Below are 24,440 nucleotides of genomic sequence, written 5' to 3'. Positions count from 1 at the left end.
GGAAGTGTGCTTGACGAGATTTTGACGCTTGCATATGGTCCCCACTGTTTTGAGACCAACAATTTAAGGAGAACTTATGAGTTTCCGGAACATCTTGATGTCTTTGGCTAGCGTGACACTCGCTACAGTTTTGGTCGGCTGTGGCCCTGAGTATCCGAAGTGCGACAATGACGATGACTGCGCTTCAAGCGAACGGGGAAAAGCGGAAGGGAAAACGTTTTGCCTCAATGGCCTTTGCCAACAATGTAAAGAGGATAGCCATTGTGGTGATGCCTCTCTCGAATGTGTTGCGGGAAGTTGTGAACAGATTCCTGGTTTTTGCTCGTCAACCTCGGATTGTCCGGGTAACCAAAAATGCCGTGGCAACCGTTGTGGAGCTGAATGCGAGTCGAATGACGAATGTGCAGACGGTCAAGAGTGCCAGGGCGGAAGCTGTGTGGCTAAATCCGAGTGTACCGCGGATGCAGACTGTAGCGATGGACAAGTTTGCGAATCCGGTCGCTGTGTTAGCCCCTCGGCATGCCAACTTGATACCGTGTACTTCGGATACGATGACGCGAGTGTAGATGGCGATGCACGCTCGACGCTTCAGCGAAACGCTGAGTGCATCAAGAGCCGTAACCTGAGCGTGACTATCGAGGGGCATTGCGATGAGCGAGGAACCTCGGAATACAACATCGCCCTCGGAGAGCGCCGCGCACGTAACGCGTCTGAATACTTGCGAAGCCTGGGTGTGGCTCGTGACAAGGTCAACACTCTGAGCTACGGAGAAGAACGACTTGTCCGCGAATGCGGAGAAGAAGGTCCGGAAAGCTGCCACCGAATGAATCGTCGCGCAGAGATGTCGATTCGATAGTGGCTACTTCTAGATGTGGCGTCTAAAACCCAGCGGGTCGCCCGTTGGGTTTTTGTGTTTTACTTACGATGGATCGGTGAAAGTCATGATGCGTTATCTGGTGATGTTGATGGCAGTCGTTTTTCTTTCTGGATGTGTCCCGATTTGGACGGGCTCGACCATGCAAGACGATATTGCCGCGCTTAAAGCGGAGCAGGCGCGTCAGAATGAAACGCTTGAAGAGAAACAAAAAGAACTCTCCGCCATGGTTGAAAGTGCACGAAACGACGTGGCGTCTCTCAATCAGATGACCAAGGAAGCCACTGAGCTCTTGGCTCGAAACAATGCGGATTTTGGTCTTGAGCTGGAGCAAGTTCGCCAGGAGCTTCAGCGTTTGGTCGGGAAAATGGAGGAGACTGACTTTAACCTTCAGAGACTCCAGTCTGATTTGAGGATGTTTAAAGAGGACGTGGATATTCGCTTTGCGGACGGTGGTGGAACGCCATTGCCTGAGAAGGCCGACGAGCTCTACAAATTTGCTCAGGATAAGTTCAAGAATCGAGACTTCAGGGCTGCTCGAAAAGCTCTTGAGTCCTTCGCCGTCAAACATGCACGAGACTCGCGAATGGCTGACGTCGTGTTCATGATGGGGGAGACCTATTTCGAAGAAGGTGAGTGGGTTAGCGCGGTCTTTGAGTACCAAAAGGTGTTCAAGAACTATCCACGCTCTTCAAAGGCTGGAGATGCCGTGTTTCGAATCGGAGAGAGCTACGTCCAGCTCAAGAAGTGCCAGGAAGCTCAACTCTTCTACGAGTCAGTTGTCAGTGATTATCCTAAAAGTACCTATGTCTCTCAGGCTCGAGAGAGACTCTCAAAAATGAAGGGGGGCCAATGCCCTTGAAAGTGGTTGTTTTCCTTGCACTCTTGATGACCGTTGCTTGTGATAAAGCGGAGGTCGCATCTCCTGTTGAGCCCGAAGTTGAGATGACCCGTGAAGGGAAGCTCGGCTATCTTGAGGCCCAAGAGAAGGTTCTTCGCGGAGTCCAGCTGGGTTTGGGTGCCGCGGTCCGCGCGACGCCTCAAGACACGTCGTCCGCCTCAAACGAAGTGAAAGAGGTGGCTGCTGAAGGCCATATTTTTACGCTTCATGTGGGTGGCAATAATCACGGAGAGACCGAGGACTGTGGCTGCAAGGCCAACCCCTTGGGAGGCCTCGCCCGTCGCGCCCGCATGATGGAACTATCGCTCGATCCCACGCACGTCGATGCAGTGAAATGGTGGGGTGAGACGAAGAGGGGAGAGGCGACCTTGGTTGCTGTAGATGCCGGGGACTTTTTCTATAAGAATCCAACGCTTGCGAAAGCGGCGGAGTCGACTCAGGCTCAGGCGAAGTATGATGCTCTCACAGCGGCAATGGCGTTAAAGCAAATGCCGATTGACGTGTTCCTTGCGGGTGAGCTTGATCTGGTGTTTGGGACCGAGAATTTCACTGAGTTGATGGAGACGAGCGGTAAGAAGTTCATCTCCGCGAATCTGATGAAGGACTCTAAGCCGTGGCTCGAGCCGACATTCACGTTTGAGCGTAACGGCCAAAAAGTGGGAGTGATCGGGCTTACACGGCAGAAATCAAGGCTAAGCGACTTTTGGTCCGAGAGAGGACTCGAGGTCAAGGACCCCGTCGAGTCGTATAAGGCGGCGTGGCCTTCGTTGGCTGGTACCAACCTGAAAATTCTTCTTTCGAATTTGGGCCACGATGAAACTCGCGTCATGCTTGAGGGGCTTGAGGCAAGTGAGCGACCCCATGTGGTTGTCTTGTCTGGTTCGAACCGACTGACCCAACGGCCAGAATGGGTGGGTGACACAGCTATGGTCGAAGCTTTGAGCCAGGGAAAGTATGCGCTTCGGGCGGACATCTTCCGCAATGGAGCTGAGTTTACGGGTTTTCAAAACAAGTCGGTCAATCCTCAGATGGTGATGCGAGATTATCAGAAGGCGATGAGCGTTTACGTTGGCGCGAAGGCTCGGTTCAATAAGGCGGAGCGAGCCATTCTTGAGCTTCCAGCTGATGTGGAGCCAGGGCGAAGAGAGTTTGCTGAGAAGGAGCGTGGGATGTTTTGGACGCGCGTTCAGATCTCGAGCCAGGAGTTGGCCGAGGCTGCTGAGTCGGTTCAATCCCAGATTGCTGGCTCCCAAGCCAAAGCAACCGGTGCAGATTACATCGACCTTCGGGCTATCGCGCTGAAGCTGGACGTGCCGCAGGTGCCTTCGATCGAAGCTCTGGTGGCCCAGAGAAAGAAGAAGCGCCCCGAATTTCGGCCGACCAACGATCATGCTGGGCACGATCACCCGGGCCATGATCATGCCGGACACAAACACTAAGAGATGATTATGGGAAGTTTTGCTCTCGAAAGGCGTTGTGCCGAGGCCGTTGCGCGTGAGGCGGGGCATTTGCTCCTCGAAGAGCGTCGGCGCGGCTTTGAAGTGGAGTACAAGGCGCCTAATGATGTGGTCACTCGCGTGGATCGTTGGGTTGAAAGGCATGTCGTGGCCGCGCTCAAGTCGCTTTTCCCCGAAGATCGTTTTCATGGCGAAGAATATGGCGAAGACGGCGAGGGGGCGCGTGTTTGGTTGATCGACCCGATTGATGGGACGCTGAATTTTGCGCGCGGCATCCCCATGTACGTTGTTTCCATCGCTCTTCAGGTCGATGGCGAGAGCGTGGTGGGGGTGATTTACGATCCCAACCGAGACGAACTCTTTAGCGCTGCGATCGGTGAGGGACTGAATCTAAACGGGAAGGCTGTGGGTGTGTCAGCGATAGAGGAAATGTCTGAAGCCGTGTTGGCTACAGGGTTTCCGCCTCCTAGAGGTCGTGATGATGTGGATAATATCCCGCATTTTGCTGACCTCGCCCGCAAGACGAGAAATATTCGAAGACTGGGTTCTGCTGCTCTCGATTTAGCATACGTATCTGTTGGTAGATTAGACGGATTTTGGGAATTTAACCTGAGTCCCTGGGACACCGCTGCTGGGTATTTGTTGGTCGCTGAAGGTGGAGGAAAGGTGACGAACGAACGTGGTGCGGGTTATACGGGTTGGCAAACCGGGATCGTTGCCACCAACGGGTCGATACACGACTCGGTCCTCCTAGCTCTTGGAAAAGAGAAATGAAGTATTTTCTACTGATTTTAGCCGTGCTTGCTCTCTCCTGTTCGGAAACGATCGATGTTCCCGATACGCCCGTGGAAGTGACGTCCATCGGCCCCATTGAATTGTCGGCCGCAAACGTGGTGGTCAATTATACGTTGAAAGACTTCGAGGGAGATGACGCCGAGATCACGGTTGAAATTTGTGATGGCGCCTCGTGTGGCGTTGCCTTTGAAGGCTCTGGCTCTGACGGAACCCTTCGAGTTCCCACCGTTCCAAGAGATACCGATGTTCCGCATGTCTTTACTTGGGATATCGGTTGTGGATTGTGGCTGAACGATGAGCGGGTGGGGGTGGATATTGCCGCAGAGTATACGGTGGTGATCACCCCGTTGGGTGGCGAGCCGTTTGAGTCCGAGGTGTTTGTCCTCGAAGACCTTGGGGCCACATCGGTCATGCTTGAGTGTGAACGTGTATGAATTGTCTGGACTGCCACGCAGAGGTACCCAAGGGAGCGCGATTTTGTGCGTTTTGCGGTACTCCTCTGCGCGTGTGTCCCGAGTGTGAGATCGTTCTCCCGTCGAGTGCGCAATTCTGTGGAATCTGTGGCCATTCATTCGCGAAAACGCTTCAAAACCGGTCGCTGGATGAGGAAGTTTTTGAAGACCCCGACTTGATTGGGATTCTCTTTGACCCCGAAAGACCTGAGACACAGCACGAGCTGAGAGAGGGAGAACTCACGGTTGGAGCTGGCGACAAAAACGATGTCATGATCGACAGGCCTGCTGTCTCATGGCTCCACGCGCTGCTCATCGTTCGCCCGGAACGAATTCGCCTGCAGGACTCAGCGAGCACCAATGGGACGTACGTGAACTCGGAGAGAATTCATCGTCCGGTAGAGCTTCGAAACGGCGATATCGTAAAATTTGGAAACGTAGAGATGAAAGTGTGGCTCAAGCCACAGATAAGAGGATAGAAATGGAAGTACAAAAGTGGACAAATCGTGAGCTCGAGGCGGCAAAGGCACTGGCGAATCAGGGCGGTCAGGCCTTGCGTCAAAATCAGCTACAAGTAGCCGAGCCTGCTCTAACCGAGGCTCTGGCTATTTTGGACATGGTGGTTGAAGACTCGCAGGACGCACTCAAAGTTCGAGCCCAGATTTCGAACGAGCTTGGCTTTGTGCGCCAGCGACAAAACAAGTCTGACGAAGCGCGAGTGCTTCATCAAAAGGCCTCCGAGATTTGCGAAGCATTGATCGCCGATGGAGTTCTTTTTCACGGCAATGCGGCTGCAACTCATATCAATCTGGCCAGCATTCTGGCTCAGTCGTCTGATTTTGATGCCGCGTTAGTCTCAAACCGACGTGCGGTGGAATTAGCTGAAGAGGCGATGAATACTGAGCCCAACCCTTCGACGATCAATTTGAAATTTGGTGCGCTTCAAAATCTAGCTGTGATCGCGGCGCGCGCCGAGAAGTTCGAAGAGGCTGATGAGGCCATGACTCAAGGCATGGAGGCGCTCTCTGACCTCAACGAGGACGGGAAGAAGCAGATTTCAGTGCAGGTGGCACAGTCGGCTCAGCAAATCAGCGTGGCTCTCTTCAATCAAAAGCAGATGGAGCGTGCACGGCATTGGGGCTTGGTGGCCGAAGACTACTCGGAGCGAGCGTACGAGGCTCACGGGGAGCCAGCGCTTCCCGTCTATATCACTAGCCAGATTAACCTTGTTTCGTTCCACGAAGGTCTTGGACATTTTGCCGATGCCGAGAACGCTCTTTTCAAAGCCTTGGACGTTGTTGGGGATCATCCTCAGATTTTGGAGCGCGCGAGGATCTTCTACGAGGAGTGTCGAAAACTCGCAGATCCTGTCCTTGAAGCAGGAAACCTTCCAAGAGAGGAAGTTGAGGACTCCTACGCGGAGATTCTCGCGAAGATCGAATCAGCAAAAGAAAAAGAAGAAGCTTGAGCCCCACGGGGCGTTTCTATCCTGGCTCGAAGTCCAAGAGGTAAGGGGACGTTTCGTCGGCCGTGACCTACGGGCAAGCCAGTGAAGACCGGGCAGTCAAACTCGGCCGCGGTCTCTTCTATAAGGCCTTGGATCGCCTCTGGGCCTGCATAGACCCCCTGACATTCTGTGAAATCGCCGAGCACCAGCGCCGCAATTCGTTTCGCTTTGTTGGAGAGCCGAAGAGAAGTCAGAAGGCGGTCGACGCGGTAGTCGGCCTCGCCCACGTCTTCTACAAAGAGAATGGCTCCTTGTAGATCGGGGCAGAAATCGGAATCCAACATCAAGGTCAGCAATGTGAGGTTGCCGCCGATTAGCGGCCCCTCGATCGAGCTTTCTGGCGTGTTTAGTGGCCGAAGTGTCCAACACAGATCGTCTGGCCCCACTTCACCAAAGAGAAGCTTTCTAAAGAGAGGGAGGTCTTGTTCTTGAGTTCCGAAACTCTTTAGCACGGGTGAGTGCAGAGTTGGGATACCGAGATTTCCGGCGATATGAAGGTGTAATGCGGAGATATCGCTAAAGCCGCAAAGCAGACTTGGAGATTCTGAGAATCGAGTGAAGTCGAGCTTGCTCAGAATTCTCATGGCGCCGTAGCCGCCTCGGGTTGCCATGATGCACTTGAAATCGCCATCCAAGGCCTCTTGGAGTGCTCTTGCGCGATGTTCGTCGCTACCGGCGAGGTAGCCGGCATGGCGTTCAAAAGGGCCAATGAGCTCCGCTCTGAGCCCCCAAGACTTAATGGTAGCAAGCCCGACCTCGATATTTTCCGGGAGGACCGGCCCCGATGGGCTCACAACCGCAACAGTATCGCCGCTTTGGAGTCGGGGAAGGGAAAATTCTAGAGGCTTCATTTCAGTTAGTCTGAGGCGAGTTTCATCTTGATGAGAACAGCCTCAGCGTTACCCAACGGCGTAGAAACCGCAACCTTGATTGGCAGTCGATTCTCATCGCGTGAAACCCAGAGACTCGCGGTGGACTGACGTTGTGTGCGGACCTTGAGAATGGGTTCTTTGTCGCGCTGTCCCCTCGAGTTCAAAACATCTCTTTCGAAGTCCACTCGCCAGGCTTTGAACCAGCCCATAGGCGTGTAAACATCCTCTTTGGCAACCACTTTGGCTCGCAACGCACTGAGCTTCCATCCATCGTAAATGTAGAAGGTCATCTGGCGCCCAAGCTCGAAGTCCTCTCGGGTTCTCAGCTCGTAGAACCAAGAGATCATGTCGTGAGTCGTGCCAGGGATGGCCATCTGAAAGCGGCGCTGGGTGTCGTTTCGTTCTCGCTCAACGCGGGCTCGGTAGGTGCTATGGACAAAGTCGACCTTGTAGGTGCGCACGTCTCCCTTCTCATCAAAGTACTTCTCAGAGCGCAAAGGGCGATAGGTCTGAGGGTTTAGGAAGGTGTTTGCCTGATCGTTGATGGGATAGATGGAATGGAAGAAACCGGTCGATTGCGCGGAACCGGAGATTGGCACGTAGGCAACCTTATCCTTGTACTTGATATCCCCAGCGCGGACCGCGATGCGCATCGCTTCTACGTTGTTGAGTCTCGCAGAGTAGTAGAACTCTTCGCCCGCAAATTTAAACTCTGGGGATTGTTGAGGTGCCGGCTTTGAGAGCTCTTCGGCAGGTGCCACACCTGAGCCAAGAGAAACAGCCAGAATGAGGGCAGTTTTGAAGGCTAAAAGGCGCATAGAAGTCTCACGAATGAAGGTACAACGGGTGGGCCGCCTAAGGATAAACGCTCCCGAGCTTGAAATCATTCATTTAGCTGTGTTTTTTTCGGATAGCGCCGGGGTCAAACTAATCACTGAACCTCGACGACGTGCAATTCGTAAGAAGTAACGGGGCTCTTGAGTTGATTGGTTGTGGATAGGAGCCTGGTCTCGCCGTCCGCAAAGTACGGGTCGCTTCCTCCGAGGAGATATCGATTGACACGATCCACTTCCTTGCCATCCGGGCCCTTGAGGACGATGTTGAACCGTACAAGCTCAAAAGTCTGTCCAGACGAGTTTTGTATTTCCCAATCACCTCTGAAGAACGCGAGATTTTTGGACGCATCGTCAATCCTCAAGTTCCTCTCTTTCGCGCTGAAGGCCGATTTATTGGATTGAGGTATGTCCCAATATACCTGAACGGGCTTGCCTGGTGGGTAGTTCTTAGCCGCTGGTTGGGTCGGTGCTGAGTCCACGTAGAGGCGTACGCTCTTGACGTCCGGGGAGCTCTTCAAAGTGCTCGAGAACCCATGCGAATCGCCGGGCCGAAGTTTCGAGTCGTGCGTGCCCATGATGTACGCTTGATGAAGAGCGACGGCGTCGCCAGATGCGTCAAGCAACTCAATGCGGCCCTTCATCTCTTTGATTTCCTTGTCGCCCTTATTGGTCAACAAATAAGAGTATTTGTAGAAGGAGCTAGCCGGGTAGTTGTCCTGAGTCGAATCACGAACCTCAAGAACAAGCCCAAGGCCGTCTGGCATGTGCAGTTCAACGGGTAGCTGGCCAGCAGGAAGCTTTGCCGTGTTTGGGGTAGGTTGGTCCTCTTGCGTTTCAGGCGTGAGATTGGTGACCAGTGAAGGGTCAGGACCTGAGGATACGGGCCCCCCACTGGAATCGTCTGAAACAAGCATGAACGTTGAGGCTCCGATTGCACCAGCAACGACGATGGCCATGGCTGCGGCGATAGCCACGATCGGAGCCGAGCTCCGGCCTTCCGCTTTTAACCCCAGGGCACGAATTACGGCATAGGCCTCTTGTTGTTTGGGGTCGATCGCCAGGGCTTGCCTCGCAAAATGCTCAGCTTGATGCTTGTCGGGAGACTGCTTGTCCGCCTGCCATTGACCCAGATACGCTTGCGCGAGACCGACTAAAATCAAGGGCGAATTCGGTTTGAGGGAGAGTGCCTCCTTGAACTCAAGGATCGCGTCCGTGTGAAGCTGGTTTTGCAGAAAATTCTGCCCCCTTGCGATGTGAGCCTGAGTCGCATGTTCAATGCTTTGGAGGTCCTCTTCGGTGTAGCCGAGTTCCAACGCAAGCTGTCTTAAGTCCTCATCGGTGAGTTGTGATTTTGAAATGCGGTGTTTTTCGAGATTTTCGATATATCGATTCAAGTCTGCCATTTGGACCCTCGACAAAGCGTTGTGAGGTGGATTGTACGCCGGATCAACTTTGGTGAAAACGATTCTTTGTGATACCTAGCGGGGCGAATCTTAGCCGGAAGAAGAACGTGGAAAAGCGTCCAGAACCTGATTTTTTTGACCAGCTCGTCGAGCAGTTTTCGTCCTACTCCGCCCAAAAGCGAGTGGATGTCGCCAAGCGATACGGCGCGGCCGAGTCTGCCCCTTTGGAGCTTGCCAAGTTCTTCGTTGCGAGCCTCGACCTCGTTCGTGAGGTAGTAGAACGTGAGATTCACGATTCCGATGAGTGGGACCTTGTCTACAACATGATTTACGACCATAGCATGGTGGTAAAATTGCCTGCTCATGTTCGTAAACTGGCCAAAAATCTGGAAGCCCTTGGGCTCGTTTCGTTAAAGGGCGCCGAGTGCACCATGGCCGGAGCCATTGCAGCGATTTTGGCCCCGTTTTTCCCTGGCACGCCTAATTCTGGAATCGTTCTTCTGGGTACGCTGAGCCCTGAGCGTTTGGCTGAGCTCGCAAGGTATTGGGAGGTCAAGGCTGGCTCACAACTCGAGACTATTATTGGCGTGGCTAACGCGATGGTATCTGAGGGGGCGCTCGACCGCATTCTGGCGGAATTGCATGATCCTGAATACTTGAGCGCTCCGCTCATGGCGCTTGAGTTCGGAGGCCTTTGTTTCTGGCAAGAGGTCTTCGGTTTTGAAGCTGAGGAGGATTCCCAGGTTGTTCCGATGATGCGCCGCGGAGATTTGGAACTCGAAATTGATATGGCGTCTGAGCTGCAAAAGTGCGGTCTGATATTCAAGGTAGGTGAGGGGCCGCATAGCATGCTCGTCGTGCCTGAAGAGTTCTGGGAGCCCTTGTGGGACCTCGGACTTGAATGGTTGAGCGCGTGGATGCGCGATACGATCGAAGCTATTCACGATTCGATGCAACGGCTTCCTTCTCATGAGCCGCCAGTGGACCCGCAAGGTTGGATACGGACCGCTCTCTTGGTCTTGGCTGAACGAAAGTCGATTGATGGTGGTGGGCTCGTCGAGTCTCTGACCCAGGTGAGTGAATTCGACGAAAATTGGTGGGGCAAACGAATTTGGCTCTTGGTCGGGCTCGCCTCCCTCGGCGATTGGACCGGTCCGCTCAAGCTGAACAAGGAGTCTAAAGAATTGGCGAATATGTCCCGTTCTCAGTTCTATTGCCGGGTTTTGGACCGCTGGTGTTCGGGCCAGTACGTGGACGTCGGCGAGCAGCATTTTGCGCGAGCGATGGGGCTCGATGAGTCTTGGCGGCAAGCGTATGGACAGCGCATTGGTTTTGACGGCGCCGCGATTTGGATGCTCGCCGAGGGCGTGGAGCCCGAGCTGACCGGCGCAGGTTTTCTCAAGGATCCGTTGGATACGCCTGATGAATTGCTCAATTCAGAGTATCTGATCGCGAAGAGTATTGTCGCCATGGCGCGTCAAGGGTTTCTGGACTTATTGAGCCGTGAGCAAGGCGGGTATTGGTATCCGGTGGATGCCATGGTTGAGCTCTACCAAATGGTGACCTCGTATGTGATTTTCGTGACGCTTGGCGTTGCGCTCGATGGCACGGGGTCCGCGCTCTATATTCCGTTTCAGCGGCCGAGCTTGATGAACGAGGCAGGGCACACGGATGCATATCGAGCATGGATGGCGGATATTTTGGAGTTCGTCTTTGTGCCGCTCGGACTTGCAGTCGTAAGCGAGGACCGAGAGTGGGTCTGGTTCGACACGCAACACATGATTACGTCGACCCTGGAATGGGAAGACGAGGAATCTCGGATTGAGCGTATTCGGAAGATGACGCAAGCAGACGGATTCTACCCGCGGGTTGCGGTCGCGGACCCTGCGCTGCACAAAGTTCCGGTCGGAGACCAAAGTTCGATAGGGGCTGATGCCAAACTCTCGACCATCCTAGACTGGGTGCAGGGGCAACGCGTCAAGAGCTATGACGGGCGCGTGATTACTTTCGAGTAGTCTGCCGATTCGCCAGTTCCTCGACCACGAATTTCACGTCTTGGGCCCTTGATTTTGGGATGACGAGGAGGGCGTCTGGGGTATCTACAACGACCAAGTCGCGCACGCCCACGAGCGCGATCGTTCGGTCCTTCTTTTCGCTGAAAACAATCGAATCATGTGTGTCGATCAAGACAGGGTCGTGATTGCTCACGTTCCCGTGTTCGCCGGCTTCAATGACTTCGGGGATTGCCGCCCAATGGCCTACGTCTGACCAGCCGATATCAGCCGGGATGACCACCATATTCGCTGCGTTTTCCATAATCGCGTAGTCGATCGACACGCTTTCCATTGTGCTAAACTCTTCCTCCAACACGGATTCAAAGTTCACGGTGTTGAAGGAGTCTCGTATGCGGTCGAAGGCCTGCGCCATCTCAGGCTTTTGGCGGTTGAGTTCTGCAAGGATTGTGGAGGCTTTGAAAATGAAGATGCCTGCGTTCCACAGGTAGTGGCCATCGTTTAGGTAGCTAAGCGCGGTATCCAGGTCAGGCTTCTCAACGAATCGGTCCACGTTGAAGCCGGAGCCATGTGAGTCAGCGAACTTGATGTAGCCAAATCCGGTCTCCGGCCGCGTTGGCGTGATGCCGAGCGTCACAATATTGCCTGCTTCGGCCAGCTTAGCTGCCTCGGCCAAGAGCTTCTGAAACCGACCTTGGTTTGCAACAAAATGGTCTGATGGCATCACTACAATCACAGGGTCGGATTCCACCTTAGTTTCAACGGCGACCACGCCGAGAATGATTGCCGCACAGGTGTTCTTGGCCATCGGTTCAACCACAGCTTGGTCAAGAGGCAAACCCGCCGACTCCACGGTGTCATGGGCCAAAGACTTCCCGCAAACGATTCGGATGTCCTCTTTCTCAATCAGGCCGTCGAGCCGTCGAACGGTCTCAAATGCCATGGAGCCTTCTCCGAAGAGACGAACGAGTTGTTTGGGGCGCTCGGGTCGGCTCAAGGGCCAGAAGCGTGTGCCAGAACCACCAGCTAGAATGAGTGCGTGCATAGGAATCCTCGAAAAATTTCCACGTGTCTAGTAAGGCCAATCCGGGTCAACTTGCAAGAGCAGAGCATTGCAGCCGGGGGTGGAACGGGGTAGCTTGAGGAGAGTTTTGAATAAGGAAATAATCAGTGGTTGCTGGAGATCGTAGAAAAATCTTTGCCGGACGGTACGCGTATTTGAAGCCGCTTGGCAAAGGGGCTGGTGGTGCCGTGTACCTGTGCGAAGACATTCAAGCGGGTGGGCGTGAAGTCGCCGTTAAAGTCCTCTCAGCGGAAGCATTTGCCACAGTTCAGGGCAAGATGATCAAGCGCGAGTTTGAGATCCTTTCAAAACTCGACCACCCAAATTTGGTGCGTGTCTACGATTATGGCGCCATGCCGGATGGGGGTGTCTTCTTGGCAGAGGAGTACATCGACGGCTTTAGTCTGCAAGATGCCCGAGCTCTTATTCCGCCAGAGGGGCTCATCGACATTACACTCCAGCTCTTGCATGCGTTGAGCTACTTGCACGGCATGGGGATGATTCATCGTGATATCAAGCCGGCAAACGTGATGTTGCTCTGGCTCGATGACGCGAACGCTCGTCCGATGGTCAAACTTGTGGATTTCGGCTTGTCGAGCGCCGATCCGACCCGCGACACCTTGCGCGGTGGCACACGCTCGTACATGGCGCCTGAGATCATCCGAGGAGATAAAGGCGAGCTTCGCTCAGACCTCTACAGCCTGGGTGTGACGCTCTACTATGCGATGTGTGGTGTGTTGCCTTTTGGGCCAAGGACAAAGGAAGATCCGCCGACGAGCGAAGAGGATTTCCGCCCGCCTGAGCCCCATCGCCTCAATCCCGAAGTTCCGCTCAATTTGAGCCGATTTACGATGGTGCTGCTTCGTCAATTGCCGGGGTTCGAGTACATGGATGCAGGCGAGGCGCTGCAATCTCTGGCGGCTGATAGTGACTCGATCGATCTCAACGCCGCGGGGCAATTGGCGAACAACCTCGATGTGGCAGCTCCTCCGGTGCTTCGCGGCTACTTTGAGCGCGGCATTGTGGAAGACGAGCCGCTTCTTCAAGAGACGCTTGTTGATAAGATATTGGCGGAGAGAACCGGGCGCCTTCGAATCATCCGTGGTGGCCCAGGGGTAGGGAAGTCTCGCCTTTTGCGCGAGATCGGCGCGGCTCTGAAAATCGCTGGTCTTCAGGTGATTAGTTTGAGTTGTCGTCCAAGTATGCTGCGGCATGCCCTGGTTTTGGACATGTTGAGTGCCCTCGTAGATGTGGTGGATAGCCGAGGGCTCTCGGTGGGTGAGCGTTTACGGCCGAATATCTCGCTCTTGCGCAGGCTTTCGACCTGGCTCGGAGACTCGGCGAACCGTGGCGAGACCAATCTTCGGTGGATGAATCAAGCCTTTGGCGATTTGCAGGTTTTGTTGAATCCTGAACGCGTGGTCTTTTTGATCGAGGACGCACACTGGGCTGATTCTGAGTCGCTCGCCTTCCTTGAGAAAGAGTTTAACGACTCGCGTCCTTCGATTCCCGGGGTCGTGATGACGGCCAACGCCGCGAGTCCGGCCGATGTTCTCTACAATTGTGCCAATACCGAAGTGACGGAGTGCGAGGGGCTTTCAAGCGAAGATGTACGCTACTTCTTTGAGTCAAGGCTGGGCGTCGCAGGTATCCCGCAGGAATGGCTGGAGCGCGTGACCACTTACTCACGAGGAAACCCTTCGTATGTAGAAGAGCTCACGCGGCATCTCATCGACTCTGGGCTTCTGAAGCGGCGCTCTTCGATCCAATGGTCTCTCAATGTCTCCGATCTTCTCTCGTTTCCGCTCCCGAAGACCAAATCGGAGAGTTTTCGTCGAAGGCTCAATGCGTTCGGGCATGTGGGGCGCGAGTACCTCGAGATCCTTGCCCTCTCGGATGGCCCGGTCGAGTGGTCGGTGCTTCGCAAACTTGTGGCGAGTGTGGAGCAGAAGGACCCGGAAGAGATCGACCGGAATATCGAGATGCTTCGCTGGCGGCAGTTTATCTCGATCGATCTGAACACGCAGGGAAGGCGCTTAAAGCTTATCGATGAAGACCTTCGCGACGTTCTCACGGGACCCATGAGTCCGGAATGGAAGAGAGCGCTCCATCGGCGAATCGCCGAGCGCGTGCACAAAGAGTTTTGTCGGGGTCAAGGAAGCTCGGCCGAGGTCGCGCGGCAAATGGATCTGGGTGGTCATGAAAAGGCGCAGATGTGGCTCGAGATTGCTGGTCATACTGCAGCACTTGATGATCTGAAGATGGCGGCGAAGCTCTACCAGCGAAGCCTCGAGGTCGCGAGCGGGCCGGCCCTTGTGGAGCTCAATCTGCGGCTCGCTGAAGTCTCGCAGAGGCTGACTGACACGAGAAGTGCTGTGGAGTACCTCGATTTTGCATGGACGGCCGCAGAGCGCTCAAGCCGCGAGATCTTGATGTATCAAGTCACTCTGGCTGGTTTGCGTCTGAGTTGGAGCCTCGGTCAGATTTCACAGGCGAATCATTGGCTGGCTCGAATTGACGATTTGATGCCAACCTTTGGGCAGCAGCCTTGGACTCAGTTCTGGCGGGCACGTTTGAAGGTGGCCGAAGGCAAAGTTGGAGAGGCTGAGCGCGAGCTCAATAAGGCGTTGACCAGATTCGAGTACTACGGATGCCATGCCGGTGTGGTTCATGTCAGCGCGCTACTTTCTCGTGTTTCGAGCTGGCTTTCGAAAGACACCGACCACGCGTTTATCAGTGCAGTTGTAGAATCTGGGCGAGACGCGGGTGTGGATGCTGCTTATGCCGCGGCGTTGCTTGGATACGGAATCAGCCTGAGGGCTCGTCGCAAGTTTGATGCAGCGACACGCGCGTTTTCTGAGTGTTTCGAGGTCGCTACTCGAGTGGGAGGACCCGATCTCTGTGCTGAGGCATTGATCGAGCTCGGGCTCACGCACCAAGAGAATGGTGAGCTCGACAAGGCCATGGACCGCATGCGTGAGGCACAGTGGCTCGCTGCCGCCGTTGAACACAACGCTTGGAGCGACCTCGCCCAGATTTCTCTGATGAGCGTTCAGACCAAACGAGGCCAGCGCCCTGATGCGGCCGAAATTTCTCAAATCGAGGAGAGATTGGCTGACGCGGCGTTCCCATTCTGGTACGAGGGCACCCGACGCGCGATCGCGATCTACGAGGTGATTGAACCCGCGAGAGCGGCCGCGCTTCAAACCACTTTGACTTCCCGCCTGGCGGAATTGAGTTAAGTACCAGGCTCTGGTGATGAAAAGATATCGTGTACACGGGGTGGTTCTTGGTCTCGAAGAGCCAGAGAGCGAACTTCGACCAAAGGTGGCCAAGGCGCTTGGACTAAGCGCCGGTGAACTCCTAGACGTAACTCTCGTCAAGAGGAGCCTCGATGCGCGGGGGCGGCCGAGCTGGACCTGCAATGTGGACGCAGTGACTCAGTCGGCAGTGAATCTGAAGGGCGATATCGTTGAAATGCCGGGACTCACAGACGCGCCCAAACGCCTCTTTAATCCGAAAAAAGATGAACGTGTGGTGGTCATTGGTGCCGGCCCGGCTGGACTTTTTTGTGCCCATCGAATGGCGGAGGCTGGGCTAAAGCCGATTCTTTTGGACCGTGGCGAACCGGTAGAGATTCGGGGGCGCCACGTCTCCGGCTTGATGCATCGTGGTGAATTGCTCGAAGACTCGAATATTTGTTTTGGCGAAGGCGGAGCCGGGACTTGGTCGGACGGCAAGCTCTACACGCGCGTGAATGACACGCGAGTGCGCGAGGTGCTCGAGACCATCGTGGAGCTCGGCGGACCTCAGCAGATCCTAGTGGAAGGCAAGCCCCACCTCGGCACTGATAGGCTCGTTGCGCTCTGTAAGGCGTTTCGAGCAAGGCTTGAGGCAGAAGGCTGTGAGGTTCGGTTCGGGGCGTTCGTAAGCGATTTTGAACTCAAAAATGGGGAGGTTTCGGCGGTTATCCTGAGGGACGGTGAGCGCATCGAATGCGATCGCGTAGTGCTCGCCGTTGGGCACTCGGCGCGTGAGATGTACCGATGGTTGGCAGGATACGGCGTTGAGATGGTTCAAAAGCCATTTGCTGTTGGATTTCGAGTCGAGCATCCCCAAACATTGATCAACGAGATTCAGTACGGAAAATTCGCCAAGCTCGAAGGACTGCCGACGGCGGATTACCGACTGGCGGCCAATTTTGGAAAAGGCGATGCCCACCGAGGCGTGTACTCGTTTTGCATGTGCCCGGGTGGCCAGGTTGTGCCATCTCCCACGCAGCCGGGAGGCATTTGTGTCAACGGGATGAGCCACGCAGCTCGCAAGGGGCTCTGGGCGAATTCGGCGCTGGTGGTATCGGTCAAACCAGAGGATTTCGGCTCGTTTGGGGACGTTGAAGGCCTTGGTGACTTTGACGGCCTATTGGACGGCGTAGCCTTTCAGCGGGAAGCCGAGCGTCGGGCGTACGAGGCAGGAGGCGGAGGATTCATTGCGCCAGCCCAAAAGTTGACGGATTTCAAAGCTGGGAAACCGACGGCGGACATACGCAAAACGACCTATAAGCCAGGCGTGCACGGAACGGATCTGACGGGACTCTATCCCGCATTTGTCATAGAACACTTGAAGGCTGCGCTTGAGAATTTTGAACGCACGCTGCGAGGCTTTATGACAGAAGATGCGGTCTTGATTGGAGTTGAAACGCGCACGAGCTCCCCGGTTCAAGTCGTTCGAAATGAGCGCTACGTATCGCGCACGATTCAAAATCTCTATCCGGTTGGCGAAGGTGCTGGTTATGGCGGCGGGATCGTCAGCGCTGCCATTGACGGTTTACGTATTGCAGAGCAAATTCTAGAAGAGCTTGAATAGCTTTCGAACTGAGGAAAAGTAATGATTAGTGAAGGAAAGAAGCCGCTGTTGCGTTGGAAATGGTCGCGTGAGAGTCCGATTGAGATCGTCTTGGTCGTCTTTATCATCGTGGGATTCTTTGCGTTTCCGCGGGCAGGCTGTGGCGTGACTCAAATTGATGCTCCGACTGCAACGGCTGAGTGAGTAGTTGCGCGAAATCAAAAATTGACCGACCATGTCGGTCAACGAGTCCAGAGAAAATTCGAAGTGTAGATTGGAGCTGATATGGCAAGCATGTTGAAACGGCGCGCGTCTCAATTGGTTTTCGGAATGTGTTTGATGGGGGCAGTGGGTACTTTGCCCGCAGATGCACAGGCGCAAGAGCAAGTTGATGCGAAACAAATACTCGCCTTGATTGCCGAGGCCAATGCCCATTTCGACGCTGAAGAGTTTGGTCCTGCGCTTGAGAAGTACAAAAAAGCCTTTGAGCTTTATCCCGACCCCTCGCTCCTCTACAGAATGGGTTTGAGTGCTGAGCGCACTGGAAACATCTTTGATGCTATCGACTATCTCGAACGATTCGTGGACGCGGTGCCTGACGATAAGACGGCAAAGCAAGTTGCGGAGCGTCTGGAGGACCTGCGGGCAAAGATGCCGGCGAGGTTCATGTTGGAGAGTGATCCAGCTGGAGCCACTGTTTACGCCGATTCTATGCAGTCCGAGGCTTTGGGAACTACACCGCTACAAGTGGATGTTGAGCCTGGCTCGAGGGTGTTCTTCTTCGAGATGGAAGGCTTTCAGAACGAAGTGCGAAACGCTGAGGCGAAACGCGGCGAGAACCCTGCCATCACGGTGACATTAAAAGAGGCTCGCTCCCTGGCCGTTGTGGATCCCAACGAATCGGTGGGAGCTTCGACCGAAAGCGAGGGTACAAACTTCGCGGTTTGGGGATGGGTGACAACCGGTCTAGGCGTCGCGACTTTGGCAACTGGCGGGGTGTTTTCATTCCTCAGCATGCAGGCGACAGACGACGTGAACTCCTATGACAAGCGCGCACCGGGCGCCACTCAGGCCGAGTTGAATGGCTTGAAAGATGACGCCAACGGCTACTACGACTCTTCGATCTATCTCTATGCCGCGGGTGGCGTTTTGACTGCTGCAGGTGTTACCCTGCTCATCATCGATGCGCTTCAGGACGAGCCAGCGGGTACATCGTTGTTCGTTAGTCCGAACCCAGAAGGGGCCTCAGTTGGGCTTCAGGGTACCTTCTAGTTCCGAGGAACCTGCTTGAGATTCCACGTGCCACAATTTTGGGACCTCCGAGTTCAAGGGATGTCTCATATCGATATCGCGGCTGGGAATCAGTCAGGTACGAACTGGTCATCCGTGTTTGGTGTGGTGGGCGGGATTTTTCTCGTGGCTCTGTGTCTGGTGGCCGCGTACTTCGCGTTTCGCTGGTTCAATGCGAATCGAGGCGGAGGCGCGAGCACATCGATGGACCTCGGCGACCGAAAGAAGATCAGAAATCATATTGAGTCGGGAAACTACGAAGCCGCGGGCGACCTCTACCTAAAGGCGGGATCGTTAACGGAGGCTGCCGAAACGTTCATGAAGGCCGGTAGTTTCATCAAAGCAGCAAAAACCTTTCAACAGGCTGGAAATCACACTCAGGCGGTTCACTGTTTTAAGAAAGCAGGGGAGTTTTCTCAAGCAGCTCAGGTCTATGCAACCATGGGACAGCACATGGCTGCTGCTGCTGAGTACTTTCAGGCAGGTGAGTATGAAGCTTCTGCTACTGAATACGAAAAAGCCGAGGACTGGCGCCGTGCTGCCGAGACGCATGAAAAGGTAAAGAACTTTCGGCGCGCTGGCGAACTCTATGAGAAAGCAGGGGACGAGGTCCGCGCGGCCGAGAATTTTGCTCATTATTTTGAAGACGCGATGAGTCGTCAGGGTGGGCTAGATGAGATCGGGGAGGACCGCGCATTTGCGCTTCGCGCCGGCAAAGCCTTTCAAGAGTTGGGCGATTATTCCAAGGCCAGTCAGATCTTTGAACAAGCGGGATATCTGGTCGAAGCGGCCGATGCGTTGAGAGAAAGTGGAGAGCTTGCTCGCGCGGCTCAGCTCTACATGAGGGCTTCAGAGCCTTTGAAGGCGGCACAGATACTCGAGGAGGCCGGTGAGGATGTTCAGGCCGCCAAAATGAGAGCTGAGGCTGCGCTGAAGTCTGGTGACTTGAGAACTGCGGCAGAGCGTTTTCGTCAAGCGGGTGATCTTGAGCGCGCGGTTGGGCTCCTCGAAGAGTGTGAAGCGTGGGGTGACGCGGCGGAAGTTCGCGAAGAACTCGGTGACCTAGAGAAGGCCATGGAACTCTATGAGCGCGTAGAGAGATTTGGCAATGCGGCGCGCTGTGCCGAGTCACTGGGGCGTCTCGAACGGGCGAGCGAACTTTATCGGCAGGCTCAAGACCTCGACGGAGAGATTCGGGTTTTGGTACAGCAGGGCGATTTTTTCCGCGCTGGGCGCCTGCAATTCGAACACCGCAGACACCACGAGGCGCTTGAAACCCTTCAGAATATCGATTCTCGAGACCCAATCTATCCACGTGCAATCGAGCTTCAGGGCGATATCCTGCGGGCACAGGGGCGTTTTGAGAAAGCCTATTCTAGATATCGGGCAGCGCTTGGAATGCGCGACTGCAATCCTTCGACGCTGGCCCTGTTTTACAAGATGGGGAGGGTGCTTGAAGATGAGCAAGACCGGACAGGCGCGCTCGAGCACTACAACGCGATACTCGCCGTGGATAAGACCTACGAAGATGTCTCTGTTCGCGTGAAGGGGCTTCTCGGTAGAGGGCGTAAGTCTACGGTTCCGGGTACGACCTCGAGCGGGATTTTTGCCGCACCCGATGGCGTCGAGGGGCCCAGATACGAGATTCTCGAAGAGGTTGCTCGCGGCGGAATGGGTATTGTGTATAAGGCCCGTGACACGGTCCTTGGCAGGATTGTGGCGTTCAAAATTCTAGGTGAGAACCTTCGGGATAATGAGACAGCCGTTAAGTATTTTCTACGGGAGGCGAGGGCGGCTGCGGCTCTCTCACACCCAAATATCGTGACGATCTTCGATGCTGGTGAACAAGATGGCGAATACTATATGGCCATGGAGTTCGTTGAGGGTACGACGCTCAAAGAGTTGATTAAAAAGAAGGGAGCTTTGCCTGAGGATCAGGTGCGCTACATCCTGGTGCATTGTTGTCGCGCGCTTCAATACGCTCATTCTAAGGGCGTGATTCACCGCGATATCAAATCCGGAAACGTGATGATCACGCGAGAAAAAGCTCTGAAGATCATGGATTTTGGACTCGCGAAGTTTATGCGTGAGTACCAAAAAGAGCATACACAACAGGTCGGAACGCCATTCTACATGTCCCCTGAGCAAATCATCGGGAAGAATATCGACTTCCGCTCTGACCTCTACAGCCTCGGCTGCACTATTTTTGAATGTGCGACGGGAACCGTTCCTTTCTTCAAAGGCGACCTCTCGTACCACCACGTTCACACGAGGCCACCGACTCCGCGTTCAATCAATTCCACGCTTTCAAAGGATTTGGAGCGGGTGATTCTGAAGATGTTGGAGAAGAATCCAGACGCTCGATACCAGTCGGCAAAAGAGATCGCCGATGCGATCATGAGCCCTGAGTCCGCCTAAGAGTTTTAGCTCAACGTTTCGATGGTTTTAGCGGGCGGAGCTTTCGTTCACGGGTGGCGGGTAGCTCGCCTTGTGCTTTTGCCCTTATCTCGGCCGCGCGTTCGGTGCGTCCTTCTCGGTCTAAAAAGTCAGCGTAGCGGAAAAGCAGGAGCGCATTTTCCGGGAAGGCCTCTATGAGCTGGCGATACTGAGCTTCCGCGCACTCGAGCTCGCGCAGCTTTTCGCACGCTTCTGCTTTGCCAAGTCCTGCTTGGACGTGCTCGGGTGAAATCTCAAGAATGCGTGTGTAGATGGCCCGAGAGTCTGACCACGCTTCATTCTGCGCGTAGAGCGCCCCGAGCCTCAGACCCATGGTTAGCTCTTTGCGATCGACCTCCCAGGCCCAGAGGTAGTGGGGAATCGCAGACGTCGCATCTCCGGCGTTATCCAGGGTTTTGGCCGCATGCACGCGAATCTCCATCGACGAAGGGTCTGCATCCACAGCGAGTTTAGCCATCTCTACCGCGAGTTCCTGGTTACCCAAGTCTTGAGCTTCCCTTGAGGCTCGAAGTCCATCCTGGCCGCGACGTGTGCGAGAGGGTTCGGCTCGTGCAGCCTCTACGAAATGCTCGAGTGCTAACTCAAAGTTCTCGCTTTCGACCGCACTTAGGGCGAGTTTTCGATGGGCCGCGGCCTTGAGCTCGCGTGCTTCTCGGTGGCTTTCGTTATCTTCGATAACATCCGCAGTAACTTCAATCGTCTCCTCGTATTCGGCGCGTTCAAAGGCCATCTGGGCCTCGCGCATATGGTCAACACTTTCACAAGCGGTGAGGAGGACGAGCGACAATGCAAATAGTTTCGTGGTAGTTTTCACTCTCATGAGGTGGTCATACTCGACACCTCGGGTTGAAGGGAAGTGCCATGAAATCACAACTCACTCATCTCGATGAAAAGGGCGACGCCCAAATGGTGGATGTTTCGAAAAAAGATATGTCCGCTAGGTCCGCAGTAGCTCGTGGTTTTATCCAACTTTCGGGCGAAGTTGTGGGCCTTCTTAAGGGACCCAAGGGCGATGCGCTACAGGTGGCGAGGCTTGCAGCGATTATGGCGACGAAGCGAACCGACGAGCTCATCCCTCTATGTCACACGATTGGGCTCGACCACGCAGAAATCCGTTTTGGTCTTGGGCCAGATGTCGTGGGCTTGGAAGTCACGACGCGGTGCCGTGGGGCCACAGGCGTGGAGATGGAGGCCTTGGTCGGCGTGCAAATCGGACTCGCCACAATTTTCGATATGGTCAAGGCGCGTTGCCCTGAAGCGGTGATTTTCGGTGTTCATGTCGTGCAGAAGATTGGAGGAAAGACCGGGCACTGGACTCACCCAGATCCCCCAGGGGGTTCCGAGGGCTTTGAATGGCTCTAGGACTTTTCGATGCGCATTTGCACACCTCTTGCCGGACTCAGGAGGATCTGCACAATCTGAGTTATTTCGGCGTCACTCATCTTTTCACGAGCGCCTACTTCTCCACCTGCCCGAAAACCTTGGACGAGTTGCGGGGAAGGTGGGACGAATTCATGAAGTACGAGAGGGCTCGCCTTGCGGCGGCCGATATTCATGCATTTCTCGGGCTCGGGCTCACTGCGCGCAATTTCCCAGGCCGAGGCTACGCCGAGGTCTTGGGGCTTTTGGAAACGTATCTTTCGCAGGGCGAGATCGCTGGCCTCGGACCGATTGGAGTGTTTGGGGACAATGCGAACGAGTGGGACCTCTTTAAGAGCCAGTTGCGGCTGGCCAGGGAGTTCAGCGTTCCCGTCGTGATAAGTCCGCCTGACGACCTCAGAGTCACCATGACCTACAAGATGTTGGACGTCATAGTTGCCGATAAGATCGATAATGCGAACGTGTTGGTCTTAGATGTGAATCGTATATCTCTCGAAGCGGTGCTGGCCTCGGGTGTTTACGCAGGGCTGCGTGTCGTTGGCGATTTTGAAAGTGCCGTTGAGCTCTCAAAGTCGTCGCTGGGCGAACGAATTACCGTCGCAACCAATGCTGGCGAAGGTCCTGTAGATGTGTTGGCGTTGGCAAAACTTGAACGGGAACTCGAGCCTGGAACTCAGACTCGAAAAATTCTCTTCGACAACGCTTACGCGTTTTTCTCTAGAAACGACCGCTGAGTGCGAGACCCGCGCCGTCCTCTGAGAAGTAGGGAAGGGTGGAGATTCTGGTTTCGGGAGTTCCCAGATGGTCGAAGTGGGTGGCGTACACCAAATTCCCAACCAAAGACCCAATAAGACCACCGACGAGGACGTCGGAGAAGTAGGCTTCTTGCTGGTAGATTTGCGCTACAGCTGTGAGCGTAGCCAGGCCGTAGAAAGTTCCGAACGGAATCAGAGTCCCCGCAAAATTCGAATACCCAAGATCGTTGACCATCCAGTCTCTGAGGCCCCATGAGGAATAGGAAGCCGACGCAAAGGCAAAGGTGGTGAGCGTGGAAACGAAAGAGTCGTTGACGTCGCTATCTCCGTAGGCCGTGCGAACGAATGCTTGGTAGGGGCGTTGGCGCGCGAACAAGGTCTTGGTGATGCCTACGGACAAGGAAGTCCAAGCCATGGTGCGAAAGAAGCCCCAAAACGCGTGGTCAACGTTGCGAGATTGAGTCGCTAAGATCGGCTCTTCGTTTAGCATGAGCCAGAGGTACGTTGAGCCCAGAGCGAGGGCCGGAACGCCGACTACAGCGTATCCGGCGATGTCTCCAACTCCAAAAAGGAAGCCCGAGCCTTCAGCGAGATCGCCGTGAAACTTAAGGGAAATATCGTAGTCCCAACTGCCACGCTGTGGTGCGCCAAACGATGGGTCGGTGGTTCCGACAAGGTCTTGCCCCATGAATGTGAGCACGCCGCCCAGCGCAAGAACCGTCGTATCCAGCACAAGTCCGGCTCCCGAGAAGTTCGCTTCGCGGGGGATACGCTCTGCGGCGATTTTTTCGGCGCGCTTCTCTGCTTCGATGTCTGCGATCGAGCTTGTGGCAAAGACACTTTCAGCGGCGGGCTCTTCCTCAACAACCTCTTCGGCTTCTTCGGCAACTGCAGCCTCGAGTTCCTCCGCCTTAGCCGCAGCCTCGTCTTCAACTTCAGGTTCCTCAGGCGGTGGCTCTTCCTTCTTGGTTTTCTTCGAAGACTTTTTCTTCTTGGAGGACTTCGTCGAGTCTTGGGCTTCAACCACGCTTGGAGAAACGAAAGAGAAAGCTATCAACGCGCAAAGGAAGCGAACTAGAAAAAACTTTGAAAACACTGAAACTCCCGTGCTCATCAGAGAAAGTAGTCGCACTCTTGTGGAAGTGGTCGCGCACCAGATGCGTAATCACTCATAAACTCTGTGCATTGATACGCCTCAAGCGCATCAGCACAGGTTTGTAGTTCGTTTTTGGGATCAGGTACCGTGGCGGCCTGAGTTTCGCATCTTGTGATGATGGAATCTCGGCAAGTGTTCGCATCCACGTCGCAAAGTGCATTGGACGAAAACTCGTCAGAGCACGTGGTGCATTGCTCACAATGTTGAGTTGCAAGCGTCTCGCAGGTCTCCTCCACAGCAGGCAAACACGCAGCGAGTCCGCAGACAAACAAAATCAATAATCGGTACATCTTGGTCCTTCCCGTTTCGGCAGGGTAACTAGGATTCTGGAAATTTGCATTATCAAAAGGTTGGAATTCCCCACAAGCGCATCTATGCTCCATCC

The 24,440-nt window shown here is 54.6% G+C and carries 22 protein-coding genes; 15 read left to right on the top strand and 7 right to left on the bottom strand.

The window, feature by feature from the left end; genetic code table 11:
- Positions 1 to 76 precede the first annotated feature (76 nt).
- The 7 genes from FRD01_RS03545 to FRD01_RS03515 all read left to right on the top strand — a co-directional run bounded on the left by FRD01_RS03545 (position 77) and on the right by FRD01_RS03515 (position 5,947).
- Positions 77 to 856, top strand: coding sequence for an OmpA family protein (locus FRD01_RS03545; protein WP_146957708.1), 780 nt, complete (start codon positions 77 to 79; stop codon positions 854 to 856).
- A gap of 85 nt (positions 857 to 941) precedes the next feature.
- Positions 942 to 1,736 carry a tetratricopeptide repeat protein gene (locus tag FRD01_RS03540; RefSeq protein WP_249755972.1) on the top strand — a complete coding sequence of 265 codons (795 nt, stop codon included), beginning with the start codon at positions 942 to 944 and terminating at the stop codon, positions 1,734 to 1,736.
- On the top strand, positions 1,727 to 3,214 hold the full coding sequence (locus tag FRD01_RS03535; protein WP_146957704.1) for a bifunctional UDP-sugar hydrolase/5'-nucleotidase: 1,488 nt from the start codon (positions 1,727 to 1,729) through the stop codon (positions 3,212 to 3,214). Before FRD01_RS03540 ends, FRD01_RS03535 begins: the two co-directional genes overlap by 10 nt.
- A gap of 9 nt (positions 3,215 to 3,223) precedes the next feature.
- Positions 3,224 to 4,006 carry an inositol monophosphatase family protein gene (locus tag FRD01_RS03530; RefSeq protein ID WP_249755971.1) on the top strand — a complete coding sequence of 261 codons (783 nt, stop codon included), beginning with the start codon at positions 3,224 to 3,226 and terminating at the stop codon, positions 4,004 to 4,006.
- On the top strand, positions 4,003 to 4,461 hold the full coding sequence (locus FRD01_RS03525) for a hypothetical protein (RefSeq protein ID WP_146957700.1): 459 nt from the start codon (positions 4,003 to 4,005) through the stop codon (positions 4,459 to 4,461). The genes FRD01_RS03530 and FRD01_RS03525 overlap by 4 nt, the downstream gene beginning before the upstream one ends.
- On the top strand, positions 4,458 to 4,958 hold the full coding sequence (locus FRD01_RS03520) for a double zinc ribbon and FHA domain-containing protein (protein WP_146957698.1): 501 nt from the start codon (positions 4,458 to 4,460) through the stop codon (positions 4,956 to 4,958). Before FRD01_RS03525 ends, FRD01_RS03520 begins: the two co-directional genes overlap by 4 nt.
- Positions 4,959 to 4,960: 2 nt before the next feature.
- The gene (locus FRD01_RS03515) at positions 4,961 to 5,947 is read left to right on the top strand and encodes a DUF6483 family protein (protein ID WP_146957697.1); all 987 of its coding nucleotides are present in this window, start codon (positions 4,961 to 4,963) and stop codon (positions 5,945 to 5,947) included.
- Here the strand turns inward: FRD01_RS03515 and FRD01_RS03510 are convergent.
- The 3 genes from FRD01_RS03510 to FRD01_RS03500 all read right to left on the bottom strand — a co-directional run bounded on the left by FRD01_RS03510 (position 5,893) and on the right by FRD01_RS03500 (position 9,097).
- A complete protein-coding gene (locus FRD01_RS03510; RefSeq protein WP_146957695.1) occupies positions 5,893 to 6,837 on the bottom strand; it encodes a S66 peptidase family protein in 945 nt (314 codons plus the stop codon). The genes FRD01_RS03515 and FRD01_RS03510 overlap by 55 nt on opposite strands.
- A 5-nt stretch (positions 6,838 to 6,842) precedes the next feature.
- Positions 6,843 to 7,676, bottom strand: a complete 834-nt coding sequence (locus FRD01_RS03505; protein ID WP_249755970.1) for a DUF3108 domain-containing protein — start codon at positions 7,674 to 7,676, stop codon at positions 6,843 to 6,845.
- 113 nt (positions 7,677 to 7,789) lie between these two features.
- A complete protein-coding gene (locus FRD01_RS03500) occupies positions 7,790 to 9,097 on the bottom strand; it encodes a tetratricopeptide repeat protein (RefSeq protein WP_146957691.1) in 1,308 nt (435 codons plus the stop codon).
- Between the two features lie 107 nt (positions 9,098 to 9,204).
- Here FRD01_RS03500 and FRD01_RS03495 point away from each other — a divergent pair, with 107 nt between their 5' ends.
- On the top strand, positions 9,205 to 11,112 hold the full coding sequence (locus FRD01_RS03495) for a hypothetical protein (protein ID WP_146957689.1): 1,908 nt from the start codon (positions 9,205 to 9,207) through the stop codon (positions 11,110 to 11,112).
- Here the strand turns inward: FRD01_RS03495 and FRD01_RS03490 are convergent.
- Positions 11,099 to 12,154 carry a mannose-1-phosphate guanylyltransferase gene (locus tag FRD01_RS03490; RefSeq protein WP_146957688.1) on the bottom strand — a complete coding sequence of 352 codons (1,056 nt, stop codon included), beginning with the start codon at positions 12,152 to 12,154 and terminating at the stop codon, positions 11,099 to 11,101. The genes FRD01_RS03495 and FRD01_RS03490 overlap by 14 nt on opposite strands.
- A 125-nt stretch (positions 12,155 to 12,279) precedes the next feature.
- Here FRD01_RS03490 and FRD01_RS03485 point away from each other — a divergent pair, with 125 nt between their 5' ends.
- From FRD01_RS03485 to FRD01_RS03470, 5 genes are all read left to right on the top strand, one after another.
- Positions 12,280 to 15,414 (top strand): serine/threonine-protein kinase, encoded by a 3,135-nt coding sequence (locus tag FRD01_RS03485; protein ID WP_146957686.1) that lies wholly within the window; start codon positions 12,280 to 12,282, stop codon positions 15,412 to 15,414.
- Between the two features lie 16 nt (positions 15,415 to 15,430).
- Positions 15,431 to 17,038 (top strand): NAD(P)/FAD-dependent oxidoreductase, encoded by a 1,608-nt coding sequence (locus FRD01_RS03480; protein WP_146957684.1) that lies wholly within the window; start codon positions 15,431 to 15,433, stop codon positions 17,036 to 17,038.
- Between the two features lie 21 nt (positions 17,039 to 17,059).
- Positions 17,060 to 17,221: a hypothetical protein gene (locus FRD01_RS24155; protein ID WP_249755969.1), complete on the top strand. Its 162-nt coding sequence runs from the start codon at positions 17,060 to 17,062 to the stop codon at positions 17,219 to 17,221.
- 81 nt (positions 17,222 to 17,302) lie between these two features.
- Positions 17,303 to 18,289: a PEGA domain-containing protein gene (locus FRD01_RS03475; RefSeq protein WP_146957682.1), complete on the top strand. Its 987-nt coding sequence runs from the start codon at positions 17,303 to 17,305 to the stop codon at positions 18,287 to 18,289.
- 27 nt (positions 18,290 to 18,316) lie between these two features.
- The gene (locus FRD01_RS03470) at positions 18,317 to 20,725 is read left to right on the top strand and encodes a serine/threonine-protein kinase (RefSeq protein WP_146957680.1); all 2,409 of its coding nucleotides are present in this window, start codon (positions 18,317 to 18,319) and stop codon (positions 20,723 to 20,725) included.
- A gap of 10 nt (positions 20,726 to 20,735) precedes the next feature.
- Here the strand turns inward: FRD01_RS03470 and FRD01_RS03465 are convergent, their stop codons facing one another.
- Complete coding sequence (locus tag FRD01_RS03465) at positions 20,736 to 21,584, bottom strand: tetratricopeptide repeat protein (protein WP_146957678.1); 849 nt, start codon at positions 21,582 to 21,584, stop codon at positions 20,736 to 20,738.
- Between the two features lie 41 nt (positions 21,585 to 21,625).
- On the opposite strand from FRD01_RS03465, the gene moaC reads away from it, so the two are divergent.
- Together moaC and FRD01_RS03455 are read left to right on the top strand one after the other, a co-directional pair.
- On the top strand, positions 21,626 to 22,126 hold the full coding sequence (moaC, locus tag FRD01_RS03460) for a cyclic pyranopterin monophosphate synthase MoaC (RefSeq protein ID WP_146957676.1): 501 nt from the start codon (positions 21,626 to 21,628) through the stop codon (positions 22,124 to 22,126).
- Positions 22,117 to 22,878: a TatD family hydrolase gene (locus tag FRD01_RS03455; protein ID WP_146957674.1), complete on the top strand. Its 762-nt coding sequence runs from the start codon at positions 22,117 to 22,119 to the stop codon at positions 22,876 to 22,878. The genes moaC and FRD01_RS03455 overlap by 10 nt, the downstream gene beginning before the upstream one ends.
- Here the strand turns inward: FRD01_RS03455 and FRD01_RS03450 are convergent.
- A complete protein-coding gene (locus tag FRD01_RS03450) occupies positions 22,862 to 23,995 on the bottom strand; it encodes a phosphatase PAP2 family protein (protein ID WP_249755968.1) in 1,134 nt (377 codons plus the stop codon). The two genes, FRD01_RS03455 and FRD01_RS03450, sit on opposite strands and share 17 nt — an antisense overlap.
- Positions 23,996 to 24,012: 17 nt before the next feature.
- A complete protein-coding gene (locus FRD01_RS03445; RefSeq protein WP_146957670.1) occupies positions 24,013 to 24,345 on the bottom strand; it encodes a hypothetical protein in 333 nt (110 codons plus the stop codon).
- Positions 24,346 to 24,440 lie beyond the last annotated feature (95 nt).

The sequence above is a fragment of the Microvenator marinus genome, from assembly GCF_007993755.1.
Classification (GTDB): Bacteria; Myxococcota_A; Bradymonadia; order Bradymonadales; family Bradymonadaceae; genus Allomicrovenator; species Allomicrovenator marinus.
Note: the sequence above shows the minus strand (reverse complement) of the source record. Positions and strands in the feature narration are given on the sequence as shown.